Origin of the sequence: Clostridium sp. AM28-20LB (assembly GCF_003480665.1) — a bacterium.
Taxonomy (GTDB): domain Bacteria; phylum Bacillota; class Clostridia; order Lachnospirales; family Lachnospiraceae; genus Otoolea; species Otoolea fessa.
In genome coordinates, this window is sequence record NZ_QUJN01000010.1 from 40,573 (window position 1) to 61,065 (window position 20,493).

At 51.8% G+C, this 20,493-nt stretch carries 23 protein-coding genes and 5 tRNA genes; 1 reads left to right on the forward strand and 27 read right to left on the reverse strand.

Annotated features, from left to right (window positions below; all coding sequences use genetic code 11):
• Positions 1-5: 5 nt before the first annotated feature.
• The 8 genes from DW739_RS14025 to DW739_RS14060 all read right to left on the reverse strand — a co-directional run bounded on the left by DW739_RS14025 (position 6) and on the right by DW739_RS14060 (position 6,368).
• Positions 6-686 (reverse strand): stage III sporulation protein AG, encoded by a 681-nt coding sequence (locus DW739_RS14025; protein ID WP_118743235.1) that lies wholly within the window; start codon positions 684-686, stop codon positions 6-8.
• The gene (locus DW739_RS14030; protein WP_118482587.1) at positions 661-1,332 is read right to left on the reverse strand and encodes a stage III sporulation protein AF; all 672 of its coding nucleotides are present in this window, start codon (positions 1,330-1,332) and stop codon (positions 661-663) included. The genes DW739_RS14025 and DW739_RS14030 overlap by 26 nt, the downstream gene beginning before the upstream one ends.
• Before the next feature lie 3 nt (positions 1,333-1,335).
• Entirely contained in the window at positions 1,336-2,544 is a 1,209-nt protein-coding gene (locus DW739_RS14035; RefSeq protein ID WP_107001320.1) for a stage III sporulation protein AE, read from the reverse strand.
• Between the two features lie 48 nt (positions 2,545-2,592).
• Entirely contained in the window at positions 2,593-2,979 is a 387-nt protein-coding gene (locus DW739_RS14040; protein WP_118570591.1) for a SpoIIIAC/SpoIIIAD family protein, read from the reverse strand.
• A 172-nt stretch (positions 2,980-3,151) separates the two neighbouring features.
• Positions 3,152-3,346, reverse strand: coding sequence for a stage III sporulation protein AC (gene spoIIIAC / locus DW739_RS14045; protein ID WP_022359269.1), 195 nt, complete (start codon positions 3,344-3,346; stop codon positions 3,152-3,154).
• Between the two features lie 13 nt (positions 3,347-3,359).
• Entirely contained in the window at positions 3,360-3,881 is a 522-nt protein-coding gene (locus tag DW739_RS14050) for a stage III sporulation protein AB (protein ID WP_118524091.1), read from the reverse strand.
• On the reverse strand, positions 3,872-4,927 hold the full coding sequence (locus DW739_RS14055; RefSeq protein ID WP_118638344.1) for a stage III sporulation protein AA: 1,056 nt from the start codon (positions 4,925-4,927) through the stop codon (positions 3,872-3,874). The genes DW739_RS14050 and DW739_RS14055 overlap by 10 nt, the downstream gene beginning before the upstream one ends.
• Positions 4,928-4,982: 55 nt before the next feature.
• Entirely contained in the window at positions 4,983-6,368 is a 1,386-nt protein-coding gene (locus DW739_RS14060) for an MATE family efflux transporter (RefSeq protein ID WP_118743236.1), read from the reverse strand.
• A gap of 138 nt (positions 6,369-6,506) precedes the next feature.
• Between DW739_RS14060 and DW739_RS14065 the strand changes: the two genes are divergently transcribed.
• A complete protein-coding gene (locus DW739_RS14065) occupies positions 6,507-6,728 on the forward strand; it encodes a hypothetical protein (protein WP_107001315.1) in 222 nt (73 codons plus the stop codon).
• A gap of 27 nt (positions 6,729-6,755) precedes the next feature.
• Here the strand turns inward: DW739_RS14065 and rlmH are convergent, their stop codons facing one another.
• The 19 genes from rlmH to DW739_RS14165 all read right to left on the reverse strand — a co-directional run bounded on the left by rlmH (position 6,756) and on the right by DW739_RS14165 (position 20,095).
• A complete protein-coding gene (gene rlmH, locus DW739_RS14070) occupies positions 6,756-7,235 on the reverse strand; it encodes a 23S rRNA (pseudouridine(1915)-N(3))-methyltransferase RlmH (protein WP_118743237.1) in 480 nt (159 codons plus the stop codon).
• A complete protein-coding gene (locus DW739_RS14075) occupies positions 7,232-8,260 on the reverse strand; it encodes an alpha/beta hydrolase (RefSeq protein ID WP_107001314.1) in 1,029 nt (342 codons plus the stop codon). The genes rlmH and DW739_RS14075 overlap by 4 nt, the downstream gene beginning before the upstream one ends.
• An 83-nt stretch (positions 8,261-8,343) precedes the next feature.
• Positions 8,344-10,320 carry a DUF6320 domain-containing protein gene (locus DW739_RS14080; RefSeq protein WP_243023789.1) on the reverse strand — a complete coding sequence of 659 codons (1,977 nt, stop codon included), beginning with the start codon at positions 10,318-10,320 and terminating at the stop codon, positions 8,344-8,346.
• A 91-nt stretch (positions 10,321-10,411) separates the two neighbouring features.
• Positions 10,412-11,113 (reverse strand): response regulator transcription factor, encoded by a 702-nt coding sequence (locus DW739_RS14085; RefSeq protein ID WP_022359279.1) that lies wholly within the window; start codon positions 11,111-11,113, stop codon positions 10,412-10,414.
• Between the two features lie 31 nt (positions 11,114-11,144).
• Positions 11,145-11,924, reverse strand: a complete 780-nt coding sequence (locus DW739_RS14090) for a helix-hairpin-helix domain-containing protein (RefSeq protein ID WP_118743238.1) — start codon at positions 11,922-11,924, stop codon at positions 11,145-11,147.
• Positions 11,925-12,009: 85 nt separating this feature from the next.
• Positions 12,010-12,441 carry a DMT family transporter gene (locus DW739_RS14095; RefSeq protein WP_022359281.1) on the reverse strand — a complete coding sequence of 144 codons (432 nt, stop codon included), beginning with the start codon at positions 12,439-12,441 and terminating at the stop codon, positions 12,010-12,012.
• Positions 12,442-12,623: 182 nt separating this feature from the next.
• The gene (locus DW739_RS14100) at positions 12,624-13,397 is read right to left on the reverse strand and encodes an SIMPL domain-containing protein (protein WP_242995821.1); all 774 of its coding nucleotides are present in this window, start codon (positions 13,395-13,397) and stop codon (positions 12,624-12,626) included.
• A 154-nt stretch (positions 13,398-13,551) separates the two neighbouring features.
• Complete coding sequence (locus tag DW739_RS14105; protein WP_118743239.1) at positions 13,552-14,406, reverse strand: bifunctional 5,10-methylenetetrahydrofolate dehydrogenase/5,10-methenyltetrahydrofolate cyclohydrolase; 855 nt, start codon at positions 14,404-14,406, stop codon at positions 13,552-13,554.
• Between the two features lie 72 nt (positions 14,407-14,478).
• On the reverse strand, positions 14,479-14,811 hold the full coding sequence (locus DW739_RS14110) for an AzlD domain-containing protein (RefSeq protein WP_107001498.1): 333 nt from the start codon (positions 14,809-14,811) through the stop codon (positions 14,479-14,481).
• 41 nt (positions 14,812-14,852) lie between these two features.
• Positions 14,853-15,599 carry an AzlC family ABC transporter permease gene (locus DW739_RS14115; protein WP_117796867.1) on the reverse strand — a complete coding sequence of 249 codons (747 nt, stop codon included), beginning with the start codon at positions 15,597-15,599 and terminating at the stop codon, positions 14,853-14,855.
• Positions 15,600-15,633: 34 nt separating this feature from the next.
• On the reverse strand, positions 15,634-15,942 hold the full coding sequence (locus DW739_RS14120) for a hypothetical protein (RefSeq protein WP_118743240.1): 309 nt from the start codon (positions 15,940-15,942) through the stop codon (positions 15,634-15,636).
• Positions 15,943-15,947: 5 nt separating this feature from the next.
• Positions 15,948-17,660: a single-stranded-DNA-specific exonuclease RecJ gene (gene recJ, locus DW739_RS14125; protein ID WP_118743241.1), complete on the reverse strand. Its 1,713-nt coding sequence runs from the start codon at positions 17,658-17,660 to the stop codon at positions 15,948-15,950.
• A gap of 203 nt (positions 17,661-17,863) precedes the next feature.
• Positions 17,864-18,451 carry a M48 family metallopeptidase gene (locus DW739_RS14135; protein WP_107001307.1) on the reverse strand — a complete coding sequence of 196 codons (588 nt, stop codon included), beginning with the start codon at positions 18,449-18,451 and terminating at the stop codon, positions 17,864-17,866.
• Entirely contained in the window at positions 18,405-18,830 is a 426-nt protein-coding gene (locus DW739_RS14140) for a hypothetical protein (protein WP_022358685.1), read from the reverse strand. The genes DW739_RS14135 and DW739_RS14140 overlap by 47 nt, the downstream gene beginning before the upstream one ends.
• 620 nt (positions 18,831-19,450) lie before the next feature.
• Positions 19,451-19,524: transfer RNA gene (locus DW739_RS14145), tRNA-Arg, on the reverse strand.
• 156 nt (positions 19,525-19,680) lie between these two features.
• Positions 19,681-19,753, reverse strand: a tRNA-Val gene (locus DW739_RS14150).
• 61 nt (positions 19,754-19,814) lie between these two features.
• A tRNA-Asp gene (locus tag DW739_RS14155) sits at positions 19,815-19,888 on the reverse strand.
• Between the two features lie 38 nt (positions 19,889-19,926).
• A tRNA-Ile gene (locus DW739_RS14160) sits at positions 19,927-20,000 on the reverse strand.
• A gap of 22 nt (positions 20,001-20,022) precedes the next feature.
• Positions 20,023-20,095, reverse strand: a tRNA-Asn gene (locus tag DW739_RS14165).
• Between the last annotated feature and the right edge of the window lie 398 nt (positions 20,096-20,493).

Sequence of the window (20,493 nt, forward strand, 5' to 3'; positions counted from 1 at the left end):
CTCCTTTATTCCACCCGCTTTAATACTTTTATTTTATGTGCCGGCAGTCCGAATAATGCCTGCATCGCTTCCGAAATTTCCTTCTGTACCGACGCATTTCCTCCTCCCTGTGCGCTGATCACGATACCGGAAATCTCCGGTGCCAGCTCTTTTTCAACTACCGGTTCCCCGCTGCCTGAACTTCCCGTCAGCACGGTGCTCTCCCGCAGCGATTCATCCGCCTGCTGCCGCGTACCACCCGAAGAATCCGTCTCCGAGGTGGACGCCCGGCTTCTCTCCTTATCCACCCGCAGCACCTTTTCCGAAGAAGAAAACAGAGTCAGCATCACATCCACCTCACCCACGCCGTCCACCTTCTTTAAAACGTCCCGGATCCGCTGCTCCAGGCGAAGCTCGTAGAGGCGGTTCGTGTCCTGCTTGGATGCAGTGCTTGGCAAACCTGTTTCGACATCCGAACCACTCTCTTCTGAACTTCCATTTTTGTCCTGCCCTGCTCTATGCCCAGAGTTTATTTCTGTTTCACTCTCCGCCCATCTTTCCCCTGACCGCAAGACTCCCGTCTCACTCGTCTTCTTCCCAAACGGCGCATATAAGATCAGAATTGCCAGCCCAAGCACCAGCAAAATCAGCCATTTTTCATTTCGTTTGACCCATTCCTTGTCAAGGTTCCATCCTGACTTCCACATGATCCGCCTCCACCTGATAAAACGATGCCAGCCGCTGCTGAAGCTCCCAAATCTTTTCCCCATTCATCCATGAAACTGCCTGCGCGGCGGCGGGTTCTCCCTGCTTCTGCTCCTGTTTAAGTGAAATTTCAATCGGGGGAATTTTTTCTATTTCAATCATCGAACTCTGATTCTCCTCCAGTTCCGCCGCTTCCATCCCCGCTTCCATCCCCGCCTCACTTCCCGCCACATACACCGTCACACTCCGCACCGAGGCAAATTGCTCCGACTCCGGATCTTTTTCCAGCTCTACATCCGCCTTTTCCACGGAAAATCCCGCTTCCGCTGCCACCCGCACCGCCTCCTTGGATGCTTCCGCCTCATACTGGCTCAAAACCATATTTCTGCGCCGCACCTCTATCTCATCCATCTCACGTTTCAGCTCGCCCGCTTCATTTTCAAACGAAAGAGATGTAAACAGATAATTCAGCCGCTCCTCCAGCCGCAGCCCGTCCGTCAGCGGCTTAAGCACAATCAGAAGCAAGATACAGCCCGCAAACAGGCGAATATATTTTTCATACTTATGTGCGGGCAAAAGCCCGGTCAGAACGGTCAGAAACACAAGATAACTGACGATATTCCCCGCCCAGTGAGTAATTACTTCCATCTTCTACCCCGCAAAATAAGCCGCGTTCGTGCTCGCACACACCACCGCGATCGAAAGCGCAAATAACACCAACGCCGAACCAGCTGCTGCCAGCAAAAAATAAAATCCTTTCGCCACTGCGCCGACTGCCTCCACCACCCGGCTGTCACTGACCGGCTGCAAAAGCGCCGCGCTTCCCTGGCACCCCAGATAGAGGATTAAAAGTTTCAAAAGCGGCAGAAGCGACACCGCCGCCAACACAAGCACTCCCCCGATGCCCACCGTATTCCGGATCAGGACGCTGCTTCCAAGAAGTACCTGCGACACTGCCGCCGCGCCCTGTCCGATTCCCGGTATCAGGCTGACCGCCCGCCGCAGCGCCGTCTGGCGCACCGAATCTGTATACGGCGCAATCATTCCCTGCAGCACATGAAAGCCCAGCACCACTCCCAAAAGCGCCTTGCTGCCCCAGCGCATCCCCTGTTCCAGCAATTCCAACGCTTTTGAAAACAAATCCTTCGAGCTTAAATGTCCCGCCAGCGACAGCAGGACATACAACTGGGTGCATGGCAGAAACAACCGTAAAAACACCCATTCCGCCACATTGACAGAAGCAAGTGTCCACGCATATCCGGCTGCTGCCGAGGTACTTCCCCCGGAAAAGGAAACAGCCAGAAAAAAAGCAGGAACCAACACCCGGACAAATTCAAAGAGCTGCTCCAACAGTGTCCGCGTGATCCGCACCCCATTCAAAAAACTGGCGGCAAGCAGTGTAAAAATCAGAAGATACGTGACATAAAAGCCCATCTCCGATACCTGACTGTCGGCAAAAAGACTCGAAAAGCTGGCGAACACCGCCCCTAAAATTCCCAGAAGGATGACCTGCCCCATCCATCTGCCATTTTCTGAAATTTCCCGAAATAGGGCTGTCCGGCAAAAATCCATCAGCATCCGAACCACTCTCTGATAATTGCCAGAGAGAAGCATCGAAAGGATTTCCCGGAATGAAAGCCCCGGGACTGCCGAACCTCCCGCTTCCCTTAAAAATGCTTCGATTCTGCTTAAATCCAGTGAGTTCAGAAGAGAATCCATGTTCTCTCCAGAAACACTGAAATCCGAATCTTCAGATATCTTTTCACCATTTGCCGCCGACACCGTTAAATGATTTCCTGCCATCAAATATACACTCAAGAATATAACGCTCACTGCCCGCACAACCATCTTTGTTCCCACCGTCACCTGCTCTCACCATCTCTCCGCTTTTCTGCACTTACCACTTCCCTACGCCAAAAACTGCTTCACCGTCTCCAACAATGCCAGCAGAATCGGCATACTGACCGCCAGAATGGACAGCTTCGCAAATATCTCAATCTGTGTTCCCAGCGAACCGTACCCGGCATCCTTGCAAATCCCGGAGGCAAATTCGGCAATATAAGTGATTCCCGCCATTTTCAAAAGCGCCGACAAATACACTGGACTGATCCCGATGCAGGATTCCATCGTCCGAAGTGTTTTCAGAATCACTTCCAGCTTTCCCGCCGCATAGAAAAAGAGACACAACCCCGCCGCCATCACAATGTACGTCCCATACTCGCTGTCTTTTCCCTTGAGCTGGACTGCCAGAAGAACTGCCGTGATCCCAAGAACCGATACGGTTAAAATTGACATTTTTTACCGTCCTTCCCTGCAATGTACTCTCGGAGTCTTTCCCGCACTCGCTTTTTCGGCTGATTTTTCGCCAGCTGCACCCGAATTTCATCAACATACGCCTCAGAAATTTGGGCTCAACTGACAAAAAATCATCTCACAAAATCAAGCATAGAAGGATTCCGAGAGTACATTACAACGCAAACAATTCCTTCATCGTCTCAAACAATTGATAAATATACGGCACCATCCAGAACAGTACCAAAAGAAGACCCGCAAGACTTGTGAGAAATGCCTGTTCCTCCCGCCCGCTGTGTTTGAGAATCTGGCAGAGGACGGAAACCAGGATACCGACTGCCGCAATCCGAAATATTAGATTAACTCCCATTTTCTTCCCCCACTTACATCAACACCACTGCCAGAAACAGCCCGCCTAGTATCCCAAGTCCCCAGCACAGCCGTTTCTTCTCCGGCTCTTCCCGCCGCAGCTGCTCAATCGCCCGTTCCAATTCTTCCAGATACAGTGCCAGCGTCTTTTGCTGCATTTCCAGATCGAGATACCCGATGCTGTTTCCAAACCGGCACATCAGCTCCCATTCCTCTGTTCCCAACATCGGACGAATCCCCTGCTCTTCCAGAACCGCTTCCCAGATACGCCCAAACGGACACTCTGGATTCGCTTCCAGCCGCTCTCCTGCCACCAAAAATAGTTTTCCCGCTTTTCCATCCCCGCGTGCCCCCGCCCGGCACAGTGCCAGAGGAAGAACTGCCTGTGTATACCCAATCTCTCCCTGCAGTCCCGCGGCAATCCGTTTTACTTCCTCCAAAAAACGCCTCCGGCCAATCAGGCGCAATGCCTCACCCCCGCCAATCCCCGCACACGATACACATACAAGGCAGATTCCAAGCAATTTTATCCACATATGAGCTCCTCGCCAGCTGCATCATATACCGCCTCCACCGTTCCCGGTCCGCGTCTATTTCCCAGCACCACATACCGCTCAAACCGTTTTTCTTGCAAAAAAGAGGACAAGCCCGGTTTTTCCCGGATGTCCTCCATCGAATTTCCATGTACGGTTGCCAGAATCCTGCAGCCACAGTTCATCACATAGCGAAGCGCCTCCAAATCATTCTCACCGCCGATCTCGTCCACCGCGACCACCTCCGGTGCCATCGAGCGGATCAGCATCATCATTCCCTCCGCCTTGGGGCAGGCATCCAGCACATCTGTCCGGCAGCCAACATCGTTTTGCGGGATTCCCTGATAGCAGGCGGCAATCTCCGAACGCTCATCCACCACCCCGACCGTCTGCGCCCTCACTTTTCCACCATGCTGCTTCCTCATCTCCACCATTTTTCCAGCTTTATTTTCATGTCCTGCACCTGCCTTAGGCCGTTCAAAGCTCCCCCTCAAAGCAGAGCCCCTATCCTTTCCCTCTTCTCCATCCGACACCATCCGGATCAGATCCCGCAGAAGTGTTGTTTTTCCGCATCTCGGCGGCGCAATCAGAAGCGTATTCCGGATACTTCCCGTCCCTGGATCCGTCAAAATCGACCGTATTTTTGCTGCACATCCTATCATCTGATGCGAAAAACGGACATTTAAAAAGGTTATCGGATGAATCGCCTTTATATGTCCGTTTTCCAGTATCGTCCTTCCAGCCACGCCAATCCGGTGTCCGCCCTGCACGGTCAGAAACCCCTGCCGGATTTCCTCCCCGTAAGCATAGAGGGAAGAACGAGCCGCGCATTGCAGCGTCTCATCCACATCCTCCCGGCTGACCCGGAATCCACTTCCGGCTGTGTACTCTTTATTTTTATATATGTAATACAGCGGCGCGCTAACCCGCAGCCGTACCTCTTCCATTCCATCCGCCTCAAGCGGAAGCGCCAGAAGCTGCTCCCGGATATTCCGGGAGAAAAAATGAAACAGCGCCCTCACATCCTGCTTTGATTGTTCCTCCTTCATCAGCCCGTCCTCCTTATCTCAATATATGAAGGACTGGCTAAAATATACCATCCGCCTATGCATGCACGGACGCACTTTCCATCCGCCGCAGCCGTCTCACCTCCACACCTGCCATCGCAAGCGCCACCACGCCCGCCACAAAGTCCGCGATCGGTCCGGCATACATGATGCCGTCAATGCCGATAAACAGCGGCAGAATCACAATCAGCGGCAGTAAAAAGAGAATCTGGCGCGTCAGGGACAGGAAAATACCCTTTTTCGGTTTTCCAATCGCCGTAAACAGGTTCGACGCAATCGGCTGCACACAGTTTAAGAACGTGAAAAACAGGTAAATCCGGAAATATTTTTCCGCAAACTGGAAATACATCTCCGATCCTTCCCCGAACAGCCCGATGATCGGACGCGGAATCAACTGGAAACACGCAAAGGACACCGCCGACACCGCAAATCCCCACCTGAGCGCCAACCCATACACCTGCCGCACGCGCGCATAATTTTTCGCGCCATAATTGAAACTTGCGATCGGCTGCATCCCCTGCGAAAGACCGATGACGATCGAAAAAAACACCTGATTGACCTTCGTGATAATGCCGGCACACGCCAGCGGAATCGATTCCCCATAGTCCGAATGCGCACCGTAGTAGGTCAAGGATTTATTTAACACGATCTGCACCACCAGCATCGCAAGCTGGTTGAAAAATGCCGCCGCCCCCAATGAGGTAATCATGCTTACATATGTTCTCTGTGGTCGAAGATGCGCCGCTGTCAGCCGTCCGTTTTTGTAACGGCGCAGATACCGGATAATCAGGATTCCTGAAAAAATCTGTCCAATGATCGTCGCCAGCGCAGCACCCGCCATTCCCATATGAAATCCAAAAATAAACAGCGGATCGAGCACCGTATTGATCAGCGCCCCGGATAAATTGTAAAGCATCGCATTAAGCGGGCTTCCGTCCGCCCTCACCAGATGCCCGCCGCCGTTGGTCAGAATCAGAAATGGAAATCCCAGAGCCGTGATACCCGTATACGTTTTGGCATACGCCAGCACATTGTCCGGCGAACCGAAAAAGCGCAGCATCGGCGTCAGGCAAAAAAGCGCCACAGTCCCCAGAATCACACCGCTTCCAAACAGAAGCGTCGCCGCATTTCCAATATAAAATAACGCCTTTTCCCGATCGCCGCCTCCCAGCGTCAGGTTAAAGGACGCCGCACCGCCGATTCCAAACAGAAGCGCCAGCGCCACACAGGAGATCGTCAACGGAAACGCCACGTTCGTCGCTGCATTCCCCAGCTCTCCCACGCTTCTTCCGATAAAAAACTGATCGACGATATTATAAAGGGCGCCTACCAGCATCGCGATAATACTTGGCACCGCAAACTGCCGCAAAAGCCCGCCGATCGGCTCCGTGCCTAGTATATTTTTCTTCTGTACCTGTTCCATGAATCTTGATTCTCCTGTCTACGTTACTGCGAACAATTATCAGTCTACCTCTCGTTACTGATAATTTTTCCTCTTTACATGCCTTCCCCGCGCATGATACACTACCATCAGTTATTAAAACGGAAAGGACTTAATCACATGAATCTTTCATCCTTACTGCAATTTCGGGACGAGTGGGCGCGTTTCAAAGCCCGCCACCCTAAATTTTCCCCTTTTCTGAAAGCCGCCTACACCCGCGCGCTGCGCGAGGACAGCGTCATTTCCCTAAAAGTGACCGCCCCGGACGGAACCGAGGTGGCATCTAACTTAAAGGTCAAAAAAGAGGATCTCGAACTGCTCTCACGCATTATGAATAGCTGATTTTTAATCACCCATCATGCATTATGTCTACTTATGATACGGTTCTCCTTTTATAATCCGGAAACTCCGGTAAATCTGTTCCAGCAAAATCACGCGCATCAGCTGGTGTGGAAAGGTCAGGCGCGAAAAGCTGATCTTCGTGTCTGCACGGTTTAACACCGCCTGCGACAACCCCAGCGAACCTCCGATGATAAACTGCAGATGGCTCTCACCTCGCACGCCCAGGTCTTCCATCCATGCCGCCATCTCCTCCGAGGAACGCTGCTTTCCATCGATCGCAAGCGCAATCACATACGCGTCCTCCTTGATATGCGCCAGAATCCGCTCGCCCTCCTTGTCGCGGATCTGCGCTTCCTGCAGCTCACTCGCCTTATCCGGCGTTTTTTCATCCGCCACCTGCACGATCTCCAGACGGCAGTAACGCCCCAGCCGCTTGCTGTACTCCACGATCGCCGCCTCCAGATATTTTTCCTTAATTTTTCCTACTGTCACTAACGTAATCTTCACTTTTTAAGCTCCCGTTTTAAAAATGCCAACAGATTCAGCCGCGCCCGGTCTTCCGTCTCTTTGCGTCTCGTTTTTACCTTTTTCACGACCGTTCCCTCCGGCTCCCGATGAATCCGGTAGATGATCCGCAGATATTCCGCGACCTCTTCCCATGCCTCGCGGCTCTCCGGAATCAGGTCGAGTCCCATCTGAAATACATGGAACATCCCGTCATAGACCGAGCAGCGCACCTTGACACCCTCGGCGCGCGCCTTTTTCGCTGCCGCCCTCGTATCATCTAAAAGCACCTCATACGCGCCCACCTGCATCAGCATCGGCGGAAATCCTTCAAAATCTCCAAACAGCGGTGACAGATACGGATTTTTCGGATTGGCATTCCCGATGTAGCTGCACTGGTACAACATATTTTCCTTCGAATTGCCAAACAGCGGATCGATCGTATAGTTTTCCTCATACGATGCCCCGCTCAGACTTACATCCGTCCACGGCGACATCGTGATAATGCCCGCAGGAAGCGGCAGCCCATGATCCTTCGCATACAGACAGAGCGCCAGCGCCAGGCCGCCGCCCGCCGAATCCCCGGCTACCACGATCTGGGACGGCTGGTATTTCTTCTCTTCCAGAAGCCACCGGTACGCGTACACCGCATCCTCCAGCGCCGCCGGATACGGATGCTCCGGCGCCACCCGGTAGTCCGGCGTCAGAACATCCGCGCCGAAGCTGATCTGTGAATACTTAACCGCAAACCGCCGGTAAATATTTTTCATCGGACCGATATACCCGCCGCCGTGCAGCTGCAAAATGACGCGCCCCGTCACCGCCTGCTTCGGCTTCAAATATTCCATCACAAACTGTTCTGTTTTTACCAGCTCATAAATATATTCCGCCGGACATCTCCACGCCGGTTCGACCGGATTTTTCCGGAATTCGCCGGTCTGGATCGGCTTCTTTAACGATGTCTCCATCACGTCACTCATCATATCACGCGTCAGATTGCCTATCATGCTGACTGTTTTCCGACTCATGCTTCTTCCCTTTCTTTCATCCAAATTTTCAATCTTCGTATTTTTATAGATCGTTCCTTTACTGTGACCGATTTTCCTGCCATTTACACATGAAACCGCCTCTTCAATTCCCGCTTCACACTCCGGTCGCCCAGAATCACCGTCGCCGCCAGCGCTGCCACCGACACACCTGCTGCCAGCACCGTCAGAAGCGGATGATGCGTCCACCCGATTTTCCAGAAAATCAACGGCACAAAGCTCAGAAATGTAATTGTGATCTGATACATAAAATAGCTCTGCCAGTTCATCCGGTTGACTAACATCATCAGAAGAACCGCCGCCACCTCAAACAGTGCGACGCATGGGATCGCGTAGTCCACCGACCACCCCCGAAGCCCTGTAAGCGCGTCAATCAGAAGCAAAATTGCCTGAATTCCCAGGGACTGCCGCACCAGCGTTCCTGCCAGGCTCGCATGCCGCATGACCGAAAACCGCAGCGTCATCGCCACATATGCCGCCGCGCCCGCCGTCAGAAGCGACCATTTAAACGGAATCCGATGATAAGTCGCCAGATTCGTAAGCCCCGCCAGAAGCGATACGAGCACCAATGACACATAAAATCCCCGCACCGCACGGCGCACGCGCTCTCGATCCTGGGCAATCACTGGATAACGTCCTTTATCATGCTCTGTATCCGTGATTCCATTGCTCTCGCGCTCTACCCGGATGCCCTTTTCCTCCAATAAGTGAAAGAAAAACTTCGGAAGCCGGTTCTCTGCCATCGCGCTCGTAAACGACAGGCATAATTTCCCGTCATACGCCACCGCCCCGCATTTCATCCGCTGCTTCGGCGATGCGCCGACAAGAAGCTGAAAGCCCTCGATCGAATCTTTCAGTTCCTCCCGAACCTGCGCCGGTCCGATATTGGAAAATGTCATCGTGTGGGCGCGGCTGGTGTGCAGAAAAATCAACTGCATCGCCAGATGTTTGACAAATAGCGGGATCGCCCGCACATACCATTTTTTCTCATTCGACACATTGTAGGAAATCGTCTCCTCCAGCCGATCCTTCACGATCTGCTCATCCATCTGGCGGCTCACAGACGCAATCACTTCTTCCAATGCCTCCGGCGCCTTTCCCGCCGCCCACGAAATATTCACGACAGCAAAGAAGTTTGCCAGCGTCTCCGACTCAAAAAAACTCCGTAGGTTCACCGGAAGATTGAGCGCCACCGGACGTTTCAGCGTTTTCCCATCCGTCTCCGTCTGGATGATCGCCCAGAGAAGCACCGCCGCCAGATATTTGGTGATGCTGACCCCCATCTTCCTGCATTCCGTCTTCAGTTCCGACACCTCAATCGTCCCCTGCAGCACTGCCATCTGATCAAATGGGAGAAATTCCCCCTGAATCGCAATCGCCGGTCTGCTGTTATAATGCCGATGCGGCAGTTTCCGGTAATGTCGCAGATAATCGTCCTCCCGGAGCGGCGAAAACTCCCGCTCCTGCACCATAACCGGCAATTTTTTCACCAGTTCCAGATAATGTTCTGTAAGCCGTGAAGCAAACCGCAGCGCCCCCAGTCCGTCCGTCAGCCCGTGAAACACTTCAAAATTGATCCTGCATCCATAGTAGCTCACACGGAATGGGAACCGCGCGCCCCGGTGCGGATCAATGAAACGGCACGGTGCACTCTGTTCTTCTTCCACGCCCGGATTCCGGTTGTTCGTCTCAAAATAATACCAGAAAAATCCCTTCCGCAGCTTCACCCGGAAATTTTCAAACTCCGGAAGTGTCCGCACAAGCGCCCTTTGCAAAAGCTCCGGATCTACTTTTTCTTTCAGAACCGCCGAAATCCGGAATACACTGCTTAAATCCTCCCCCGACACCGCCGCAAAGAGCTTCGCCGTGTTATCCAGCCGCCTCCACGCGGCGCCCTGGATGCGAAGACGCTTTTTCTTTGGTTTTTCCTTTCGTTTCTTCTCTACTTTTTTTGAAACTATCTGTCCCGGCTCTTCCTGCTTCCCTGCAATTTCATCCTTCTGATCCTGTTCTTGGTTTTCCTCGTTCATTCTCTGCCCCATCTGCCTTTGCCACCTAAAGAAAAAGAGCAGCTGCCGGGATACACACTCCCCTGCAGCGCCCCTTTCATCCTCTTCTGAGTTCTTTTCTACATTACCGAATCCGGAAATAATACCCCACGCCCCATTTCGTATGTACATATTTCGGATCACTCGGGCTCGGCTCGATCTTCTCGCGCAGCCGCCGCACATGAACGTCTACGGTGCGGACATCGCCGCCCGCCGCCGCCCGGTTGCCCCAGACAAAGCGCAGCAGCTCCTCGCGGCTGTAAACCTTGCCCGGATTGCACACCAGGAGCTCCAGAAGGTCAAATTCCTTCGCGGTCAGATTGATCTCGCGGGAAGCGATAAAGACCCGGCGGCTGTCCGAATCCAGCGTCAGATCGCCCGCCTCGATGACTTTCTTTGTCTGCTGCGGCTCCTGTCTCGATTTCTTGGAGTTGCGGCGCAGGATCGCCTTGATGCGCGCCTTTACTTCCAAAATGTTAAATGGCTTTGTGATATAATCATCGGCGCCGTATTCCAGCCCCAGAATCTTATCCATATCGTCGCCTTTTGCGGTCAGCATAATGATCGGCATCTCGGAGAACTCCCGGATTGCCTGGCAGACTTCAAATCCGTTCAGCTTCGGCAGCATCACGTCCAGAAGAACCATATCATACTCCGTCTCCTTTGCCATCTGAAGCGCTTCCTCCCCGTCATAGGCGCAGGCAACTTCAAATCCATCCTGTTCCAGACTGAAACGGATTCCTTTTACTATTAATTTTTCATCATCTACCACTAATACCTTCGCCATTCTCCACCTCAACCACTATGCTTCTATCTCTCTATACTGTAATCTTATCTTTTATCTTCTGAAATGCCGCGTTCTTGATGCCAGGCACCTTCATAATATCCTCAATCGTCCGGAAACCGCCCTTCTGATCCCGGTAAGAAAGAATCGCTTCCGCCCGCGCCGCGCCGATACCGTTTAAAGTCATCAACTCTTCTTTGGAAGCTGTGTTTAAATTAATCAATGCTGCACTGCTTCCAGATTTCTGCGAAGCTGACTCGCTGCCATTCCCAGCAGCGCCTCCGGCTCCCAGAAGCCCGGAGACATCCTTCCCTGTTTCCTGATATTTCCGAATCTCTTCCCGGCTCGGAATCCGAAGCTGCTGTCCATCCTCGATCGCCTGCGCCAGATTTACAGATTCCTGCGCCGCCTCCGACGTCATCCCGCCCGCCTTTTCAACCGCCTCATACATACGGCTGCCCGCCGGAAGCTCATAGACGCCCGGTGCGGCTACCTCGCCGCAGACGTGGATATATAGGATTCTCGGTTCCGGCGTTTGGGGATTTTCTTTTGATTGCCCCTCAGGCGCAGCGTTCTCTGCTGCTTCATTATCCCCATCCACTGCCCCGCCGTTTGACCGTTTTGCTGAACGTTCGGAGCTTTTCTGCGAATCATCCACTTCTTTTGAAAAACTATTCTGCGTCTCCAGCACCACCGTCTGCTTCTCTCGCCGGCTCTGCACACCAAAACACAAAACAGCCGCCAAAAATACCACGCCGACTGCCCCTGTTCGCATCCATCGTTTCCGATTTACTGTTTGATTTGTCTGTTTCATCTTCTGCACCCCTCTTTTTCCGAGGCGCGTTTTGTCCGTAATTCTATTCTAACCAAAACCCCCTTTAAACACAAGCAGAAAATTTTTATTCCCATCTGAAAATCACAATCCCCGCAATCGCAACTGCCGCCCCGATCGCCTTGCGCCACTCAAATCCCGCTTTCTCCACACCGAACCAGCCAAACACCTCGATCAGGTACGCCACCAGGATCTGTGCCACGACGATCAGAAGCGCTGATTTTGCCGGTCCCAGCGCGTCAAAGCTCTTGATGACCGTGTACGTGATAAATGCCCCGATCACACCGCCGGTCAGCATATACCGCGGTTCGATCTGCCAAAGCTCCGATACCGCGCCGCGCCCCGTAAAAAGCCACATCAGCAGGCAAACCACAAACGCACTTATCTGCACCCAGCCAGCCGATACCCACATGCTGGTCTGCTTCATCACGGCAGAATTAAACACGCCCTGTATACTCATGAGTGCGCCGGAAACCAGCGCGGTTATCATTCCCCACATAAAAAATAAACCTCCGCATTCTGTTCTACATTCTCATGAAACAGCAGCCGTTTCCGACCATTCATTTCACACTGTTAGTATCCCAGATATGCGAAGGTTTATACAATTTGTGTTTATTCCCTTTTCCTGTTTAAAATCCGATTTTTCCTCCAAAACCAGACAACCTTTCATGCAGCTGATCCCTATTGAATGGAAAACGTAGCCGACACCTCTGCCTCAACATCCACCTGCCCCGGCATCAGGTTTCTGCCTGCACCCGCATCTTCCATCGCCATTTCCTTCATCGCCATGCCGCTGCTGTAAGAAGTGTCATAATAACGCGCCTGCTGCCCGCTGCTGTACTCCTGCACATTCGTCATCGTTCCCAGCTTGCAGCCGCCTGCCTCCGCCATCGCTTCGGCTTTCACGCGCGCCGACTCAATGGCTTTTTTGAGCGCTTCCTGATAAATCTCATCAAAATTGCTGCACTGGTACTGGACCGAATCGATCGAATTGATACCCGCATTGACCGAATCGCTGATGATCGCCCCTGCATCCTCAATCGCAACATCCGATACAACCACCTCCGTCGTCATCTCATAACCAGTGATCTTCTTGCCATTGTCCCAGTCATAGATCGGATTCAGCCCCAGACCGCTCGTCTGCACCGAGGTATCTGCAATTCCCTTTTCCTTCAAAAGCGCCAGAACCGCATCCAAATCCGTCTGATTCTCCGACTGGCAGGTGCTCGCATCCGCCGCCTGTGAATAGACACTGTAGGTAATTTCCGCAATATCCGGCTCCGCCTTGATTTTCTCCTGGCTCGTCACCGTGATCCCCGTATTTTCCGCCGACTGCACCGTCACCGATGCCGGTGCGGACGTACAACCTGCCAGACCTGCCGCCGACGTCATTGTCATCGTGCCTGCTGCCAGCAGAAATGCCATCCTGTTTCGCATCATCCCCATTTTTCTCATAAAAAATTCCTCCCGTTTTTCTGTTTCATCCGTGAGTTCCACCCCACAATGAGTTCGGACCTTCCGGAACAACTGCTGGTACACTGTCATTCTTACTATAGTTATACCTGAAAACGAGAGGAAATGTATTGCTTTTCTCTTAACTTTCTTTCGCTTATTTATTACTATTTTTTTCCTGTTTCATCCGTGCTGCGCGCACCAGATGCTGTGCCAGAACCGCCGTCGTCACGCCGCCGACACCGCCCGGAACCGGGGTTGCCGCCGAAGCAGTTCCTTCCAGATCGGCAAAATCCACATCGCCGCAGAGTTTTCCATTTTCATCTACATTGATCCCAACGTCAATGACAACCGCATCCTTTTTTACATAGGTGTGGTTGATCATCGCTGCTTTTCCCACGCAGGCAGCCAGAATATCCGCCTCCCGGCATACCTCCGGCAGGTTGGCGGTTCTCGAGTGGCAGATGGTCACGGTCGCATTTTCATGCAGAAGCAGCATCGAAAGCGGGCGTCCCACAACCATGCTTCTTCCTACGACTGCCACCCGTTTGCCAGAAAGCGCGATATCGTTCATTTTCAGCATGCATACCACTGCCTCCGCCGTACACGGCGCAAAACCGCTCGTATCGCCGCTGAACACCTTTGCGATATTGACTGGGGAAATACCGTCCAGATCCTTCGCCGGATCGATCATTTTTTCAATATCCTGCTCGTTGATCTGTTTTGGAAGCGGGCGCAGCATTAAAATACCGTCCACCGACGCATCCGCATTGATCGCCGCAAACTCCCTCTTAAATGCCTCGTCCGAGATATCTCCCGGAAATACCTTCGATTCCACCTCAAGCCCGAACGATGTCAGCTTCTTCGTCGCGCCTTTCTCATAGGAAATATCATCCGGATTCTCGCCCACCCGGATAATCGTCAGTTTCGGCACCCATGTCAGGGTTTCCAGCCCTTTTTCCACCTGCTCTTTCAGCTTTGCCGAAACAGCGGCTCCCTTCATTGTAATCATCTTGTCTGCACCTTTCGTTTTTATTTATGATGAATTTCCCGCGCTTTCGCGCATATTCATTTTAAATTTTTCTTAAAATGAAAGCGACGCCAAAAGACCGGCTCCGCCTGCCATCTCAAGCAGGTAAACCGTCACAATCGCCGCGATCGCCACTACCACCAGGCTCTTTCCCTTATATCCCAAAATCACCGCTACGATCGTTCCTCCGACCGACGAATAGAGATGTCCTGTGGAGGTAAATACATCCGGAAATGTCAGTGCTCCCAGCACTGCATACGGCGTATAATCTAAGAAAGATCGGATAAACTTCGAACGGATCTGTTTCCGGAAAATCGTAACCGGAAGAACACGTGGAATATATGTAACCAGTGCCATCAAAAGGACACAGGTCAGCACGTATTTCATATCGAGTGTTCCGGCTGCTCCTGCTGCCTCTGCTGTATTCATCATTCTGCCCCCTCTTTCTGACTCTCGTCCTGACCGGCTTCTTTACCGTCCGGATCATGCGGGAATTTCCATGCACCGAACGCCGATGCCGCGATCGTAACCAGAATCACCCGGAAACCGGAGGAAATACCGGCAAAAACCGGAACATATTTTAAAATGCACACCATCACAACTGCCAGAATGATGACGCAGCACACCGACCGCGATTTGCGTGCCGCCGGCAGAATCAGTGCAATAAACATCGCGTACAGGGCAATTCCCATCGCATTCTGCAGCGCCTGCGGCAGAACCGCCGAGATCGCGCCTCCCAGCCAGGTTCCAAGATTCCACCCCAGAATCGGCATCGTGATAAGTCCCAGCATATACGACGCTTTCAAAATGCCCGGATGCAGGGAACTGACGACAAACGTCTCATCCGTGATGCCGAATGCCAGTGCCAGGCGCGCCCCGGTTCCCGTCTTTTCATCGAGCTTCTGGGACAGGGACAGTGACATCAGCATATAGCGCAGGTTGATGACAAACGTCGTCAATGCCACCTCAAAGTACCCAGCCCCCGCCAGAATCAGGTTTGTCCCTGCGAACTGTCCGGCGCTCGTTAAGTTCGTCAGCGATATAAAAACTGCTACCCAGACCGGCAGACCGCCCGACACCGCCAGGAAGCCAAACGTAAAGGAGACCGGCAGATACCCCAGTCCAATGGGGATACCGCTCTTTAGCCCCTCATAAAATGTCTTTTTCCAACTCATTCTACTTTTTCACTCTTTCTGTTCACGCAACCGTCTATTTTTCAGGCTTCACATACCGCGCATGCTGCCCGTTCAGCCACTCTACCCCGCTCACAATTCCTTCTTCCGAAAATGGAAATTCCTCGCGGGTCTTCTCCTCTTCCGGCGTTGCGTCGTATCCATATGGTTCCGGCCACGATGTCACGGTCAGGAGTGTCTCCTCGACCGTCTCGCCATCTGCGCCGTCTTCTTTCGGTACTTCGCGCTTTGTCATCTCCATCCGGTAGCGCATCCCGGTATCACTTCCGGTAAATTTTTCTTTTTTCAGGAAATTGACCGGCATCACATCTTTTCTCGTTATCATGCCATTTACCCCCGGAATTTATAACGGCGGATCACCGCCTGCAGCGTTTTTCTTCCATTGTACTCATTGATGTCCGGATAATACACGACGTCGATCTCCCCCCGTCCGGCGCGCTCTTCCTCAAACGCCGTTCCGTCACCGAAATATAGCGCCTCGATCGCGTGTCCGTCTGTCTCTTCCAACGTCATTTTTACGACATTCCGGTTGCGCCCCAGCACGCGGCTCGCCCGGATGCGAAGTGATTTCTCTGCAAACAGCGGTTTTTCGTTGCCCTGTCCAAACGGTTCGAGACAGGAAAGCTCCCTCACAAGCCGTTCTGTCACATATCCCACCGGCATCGGAACATCGATCCAGACTTTCGCTTTAAAATCTTCCTCCGTCAGCCCCGCATTTTCATTCAGTCTGCGCCGGAACTCGTCAATGTTCTTCTCTTCCAGCGAAAGCCCGGCTGCCAGCGGATGCCCGCCAAATTTGAGCAGCAGATCGCTGACCTCTGTCAGCTTTTTAAACATATGGTACTCATCAATGGAACGTCCCGAGCCTTTGACCGCCTCCTCGCCGCGCGTCAGCACGATCGCCGGCTTCTGATAATATTCCCTCAGGCGCCCTGCAATAATGCCCGCCAGCGATTCATGGCATTCCGGCAGAAAGACCACCAGCACCTTGTCCTTCTGGTACCAGCTCTCTACCTGCAGCTTCGCCGCCTCAGTCCCCTGCTCGGTCATATCCTTGCGGGTATCATTTAATTCCTTAAGTTCCTCTGCCAGGCGTTCCGCCTCTTCCTCACTCTGCGCCCGCAGAAGCGCCAGCGCTTCCTTTGCCGTTTTTAATCGTCCGCCCGCATTCAGGCACGGTCCAATGACAAATCCGATATGGTATGCTGTGATCGCCCCCAGATCAAGATTATTTTTCTCCGCCAGTCTGCGAAGCCCTAGATTTTTGGTCTGCGCCATCTTTTTAAGACCGTATTTTACCAGAATCCGGTTCTCATCCTGCAGCTTCATCACATCACCGACCGTCGCAATCGCGGCAAATTCAAGCAAATCCAGCCATTCCATCTGCGGCACGCCCCGGCGGGCATATAAAACCTGCACCAGCTTGTACGCCACCACTGCGCCGCAGATCTCCGGAAATGGGTACGGACAGTCTGCCTGTTTCGGATCGATCACCGCATCCGCCGGTGGAATCTTCTCTTTTTCCCCATCTAAGGGCACCTCATGATGATCCGTGATGACAACCGTCATGCCATATTTCTTCGCCAGCTCCACCTGATGGAACGCGGAAATACCATTGTCACAAGTCAGAATCACCTCCACGCCGTCCGCGTGCGCCTGTTCGATGATCGATTCATTGATTCCGTAGCCATCCTTGATGCGATCCGGTATCTCAAAATCTACATCACTGCCCAGCCGTTCAAATGCCTGCAATAATATGTACGTCGAACAGACGCCGTCAATATCATAATCACCGACGATCCGTATCTTCTTTCCAGTATCCACAGCCTCGCACAGGATGGAAACGGCATGCTCCATATCTTTTAACAGCATCGGATCATACAGATCATCCAGCGTGCCATTTAAATAGCGGTCGATCGCCGCCTCTCCTTCGATCCCACGATTCCGGATAATACGCGCCGTAACCGGATCGATCCGAAACCGCGCCCCGATCTGCTTAAAATCTGCTTTCTTGGTCTGAAGCATCCAGACTTCTTCTGCCATTTTGTTCCTCCTATTATCTAGATTTACTCTCGGAGTCTTTTTTGCACTTGCTTTTGTGGCTGATTTTCCGCCAGCCGCACCCGAATTTCAGAGGCGGACGCAACGCCAACGCCTCAGAAATTTGGGCACAACTGACAAAAAATCATCTCACAAAATCAAGCACAGAAAAATTCCGAGAGTACATCTATGTCTGTGCTTCTTTTCTATATCACATACTCCCTAAGCCGCCTGCGCCGTTCCCGCCAGTCCGGCAGTATATTCTCCACCTGCGTCCAGAAACGCGCGGAATGGTTCATTTCCAGCCGGTGTGCCAGCTCATGGACAATCACATAATTCATCAGATCCTCCGGCAAAAGTGCCAGCCGCCAGTTAAAATTTAGGTTTCCAGCTGCGCTGCAGCTTCCCCAACGCGTTTTCTGGTTCCGGATTGTGATTTTTCCATAGGTTACGCCCATGCACGCCGCATATAAAGCAACCCGGTGCATGAGCACCGGGCGCAGCTTTTCTGTGAAATTTCGGATTTCTTCCGCTCCATATGTTTTCCGGTTCCTCTGGCGTTCCACCGCTTCTTTATAATGGACTTCTATCCAGTCGCGGTGCTCCTCGGCAAACCGCATCGCAGCCTGCACCGAAGCCCTCCTCGGAATCCGGAGTACCAGGCGTCCTTCCGCCGTGATCTGGATGGCGATCGTCTTCCGGGAAGACCGAACCACCTCACATGGAATCAATCCTTCTTCCGGCTCATCAGATAACGGAGAATGCCATGGGTTTTGTATCCTCAAGTATTGCATACAATTTCCCGTCTCTTTCATCGATTGTGCGCGCCGCATCTTCCAGTGCGCGTTCCAGACGTTTTTCCAGTTCTTTCTTCTCATCATCCGCCGCTTCATCCCGGATTACTTCCAGGCAGTAATCATCTGCCAGGCGGGCAGCCAGCATCTGTACCAGACCATCCAATGTCTTCTCCGGTGTCTCCAGAATTTTCTTAAACTCCGGATCCTCCGGCTGTTCTTCTGTATCCATCTCATACGGATCCCGCTCGTTCATCTCAATCACATTCATCCATTCCGGTTTTTCATCGGCATTGGTAAAATTCATCTGACCGACCAGGCAGTCGTAAATCTCTGCCTCGCTCGATATCTGCTTCATATCTAACTGAACTAACTGCATCTCTTCTCCTTTCCGCTGTGTCAGAATCCGTGATGCATCTCCCAGCTTCTTCCCAGCCTTTCTATTTTATTCTGCCCACTTAAAACCTACGCGTTCAGCAGCGCCACCGCTGCAAAAAACGGCACCAGCCATTTCGCGACAGAACCAATTTTTATCAGATATTCTGTTTTCATAATTCCTCCACGCGGTCTTTCATAGAAACCGCAAAGCTATCTGCCTTGATAGGGACAGCCCTATTATTATATCGGTCATGCGGTAAAAAGTCAATTCCGGGCTGTCGTAAACGGAATAAAGAATGTGCTCAGGGTTACGGTTCGCACACGTGTGCCCATCAACGGGATTTTGCCGATACTGCACATTCTAAATCGACAAAATCTGCTGCCAGAACTGTATCGTACGGAATTTTCAGTTCAGAAAATTCCTACCTGTGAACAGTTGCTGCCTTGACACATTCTCGCGCCGAGCGCGTCGCTTGCGACAACCTGCATCTTCGCGCAAGTGCACATCATTGGCACGTTAGTGCATTTTTGTGTAATAGGAAATTCCTTGGAATTCTCTATTATACAAAAAAAGCACCCTCAAAAGGATGCTTTTTGCTCTCTGACAACCAGAGAAATCGACGTGCGTGAGAAGATTCGAACTCCCGACACCTTGGTCCGTAGCCAAGTGCTCTATCCAGCTGAGCTACACACACATACTTTTTATTCTTAACGAACAAGTCATATTATACAACTCATTCTGAAGAATGTCAACTGTTTTTTAGATTTTTTTAAATTTCTTTTATTGTTGATTCATTTCAAATTATATCGATATAACAACCAGAAATTCTTCTTACTTTCCAACAATGAAATGGGGCCTACAGGGCTCGAACCTGTGACCCTCTGCTTGTAAGGCAGATGCTCTCCCAGCTGAGCTAAGACCCCATTACGATACTCTGTCCCTCAATCCGCTTACGCGAACCAATTTATAACAGTCGTATCAAAACGACCCGGATGGGGTTCGAACCCACGACCTCCGCCGTGACAGGGCGGCGCTCTAACCAGCTGAGCCACCGGGCCAAATATTAAATTATTTATTTACCTCATATTGGGTAGAGTGGACCTTCGGGGACTCGAACCCGGGACCGACCGGTTATGAGCCGGTTGCTCTAACCAACTGAGCTAAAGGTCCATAAAGTATATGGATCAAAAAACTCCCCGAGTAGGACTCGAACCTACGACAGCGCGGTTAACAGCCGCGTGCTCTACCGACTGAGCTATCGAGGAATATTGCTTTCCAACAACGTAGATAAGTATAACCGATTATATTTTAAATGTCAACTACTTTTTCAAAAAAATCGAAAAATCTATTCTTTTCATCGGATGTTACCGTCTTCTCGCTGCATGAGCAGCATGACGCATCCTTAAATTTCTGGTTCAGAACTCATATAATCTTGGCAAAAAATGTACCTTGGCACATTCTCACGCTGAGCGCGGTCGCTTGCGACATGTTTCTGCTTCGCGCGAGTGCGCATCATTGGCACGTTAGTGCATTTTTGTGTAATAGGGAATTCCAAGAAATTTCCTATTACACAAAAAAACCGCCATACATTTCTGTACAACGGTCTTCTTTATATACCTTCAAAACTGCACACTGAATTTCTTCTACTCTCTATCTTTCATCC

Bases quoted from the DNA above. Each gene is read 5' to 3' on its own strand.
- DW739_RS14025 (WP_118743235.1), bottom strand. From the start codon at position 686: ATGTGGAAGTCAGGATGGAACCTTGACAAGGAATGGGTCAAACGAAAT.
- DW739_RS14030 (WP_118482587.1), bottom strand. From the start codon at position 1,332: ATGGAAGTAATTACTCACTGGGCGGGGAATATCGTCAGTTATCTTGTG.
- DW739_RS14040 (WP_118570591.1), bottom strand. From the start codon at position 2,979: ATGTCAATTTTAACCGTATCGGTTCTTGGGATCACGGCAGTTCTTCTG.
- spoIIIAC (WP_022359269.1), bottom strand. From the start codon at position 3,346: ATGGGAGTTAATCTAATATTTCGGATTGCGGCAGTCGGTATCCTGGTT.
- DW739_RS14050 (WP_118524091.1), bottom strand. From the start codon at position 3,881: ATGTGGATAAAATTGCTTGGAATCTGCCTTGTATGTGTATCGTGTGCG.
- DW739_RS14055 (WP_118638344.1), bottom strand. From the start codon at position 4,927: ATGAAGGAGGAACAATCAAAGCAGGATGTGAGGGCGCTGTTTCATTTT.
- DW739_RS14060 (WP_118743236.1), bottom strand. From the start codon at position 6,368: ATGGAACAGGTACAGAAGAAAAATATACTAGGCACGGAGCCGATCGGC.
- DW739_RS14065 (WP_107001315.1), top strand. From the start codon at position 6,507: ATGAATCTTTCATCCTTACTGCAATTTCGGGACGAGTGGGCGCGTTTC.
- DW739_RS14075 (WP_107001314.1), bottom strand. From the start codon at position 8,260: ATGAGTCGGAAAACAGTCAGCATGATAGGCAATCTGACGCGTGATATG.
- DW739_RS14080 (WP_243023789.1), bottom strand. From the start codon at position 10,320: ATGGGGCAGAGAATGAACGAGGAAAACCAAGAACAGGATCAGAAGGAT.
- DW739_RS14085 (WP_022359279.1), bottom strand. From the start codon at position 11,113: ATGGCGAAGGTATTAGTGGTAGATGATGAAAAATTAATAGTAAAAGGA.
- DW739_RS14090 (WP_118743238.1), bottom strand. From the start codon at position 11,924: ATGAAACAGACAAATCAAACAGTAAATCGGAAACGATGGATGCGAACA.
- DW739_RS14095 (WP_022359281.1), bottom strand. From the start codon at position 12,441: ATGTGGGGAATGATAACCGCGCTGGTTTCCGGCGCACTCATGAGTATA.
- DW739_RS14100 (WP_242995821.1), bottom strand. From the start codon at position 13,397: ATGAGAAAAATGGGGATGATGCGAAACAGGATGGCATTTCTGCTGGCA.
- DW739_RS14105 (WP_118743239.1), bottom strand. From the start codon at position 14,406: ATGATTACAATGAAGGGAGCCGCTGTTTCGGCAAAGCTGAAAGAGCAG.
- DW739_RS14110 (WP_107001498.1), bottom strand. From the start codon at position 14,811: ATGAAATACGTGCTGACCTGTGTCCTTTTGATGGCACTGGTTACATAT.
- DW739_RS14115 (WP_117796867.1), bottom strand. From the start codon at position 15,599: ATGAGTTGGAAAAAGACATTTTATGAGGGGCTAAAGAGCGGTATCCCC.
- DW739_RS14120 (WP_118743240.1), bottom strand. From the start codon at position 15,942: ATGATAACGAGAAAAGATGTGATGCCGGTCAATTTCCTGAAAAAAGAA.
- recJ (WP_118743241.1), bottom strand. From the start codon at position 17,660: ATGGCAGAAGAAGTCTGGATGCTTCAGACCAAGAAAGCAGATTTTAAG.
- DW739_RS14135 (WP_107001307.1), bottom strand. From the start codon at position 18,451: ATGCAATACTTGAGGATACAAAACCCATGGCATTCTCCGTTATCTGAT.
- DW739_RS14140 (WP_022358685.1), bottom strand. From the start codon at position 18,830: ATGCAGTTAGTTCAGTTAGATATGAAGCAGATATCGAGCGAGGCAGAG.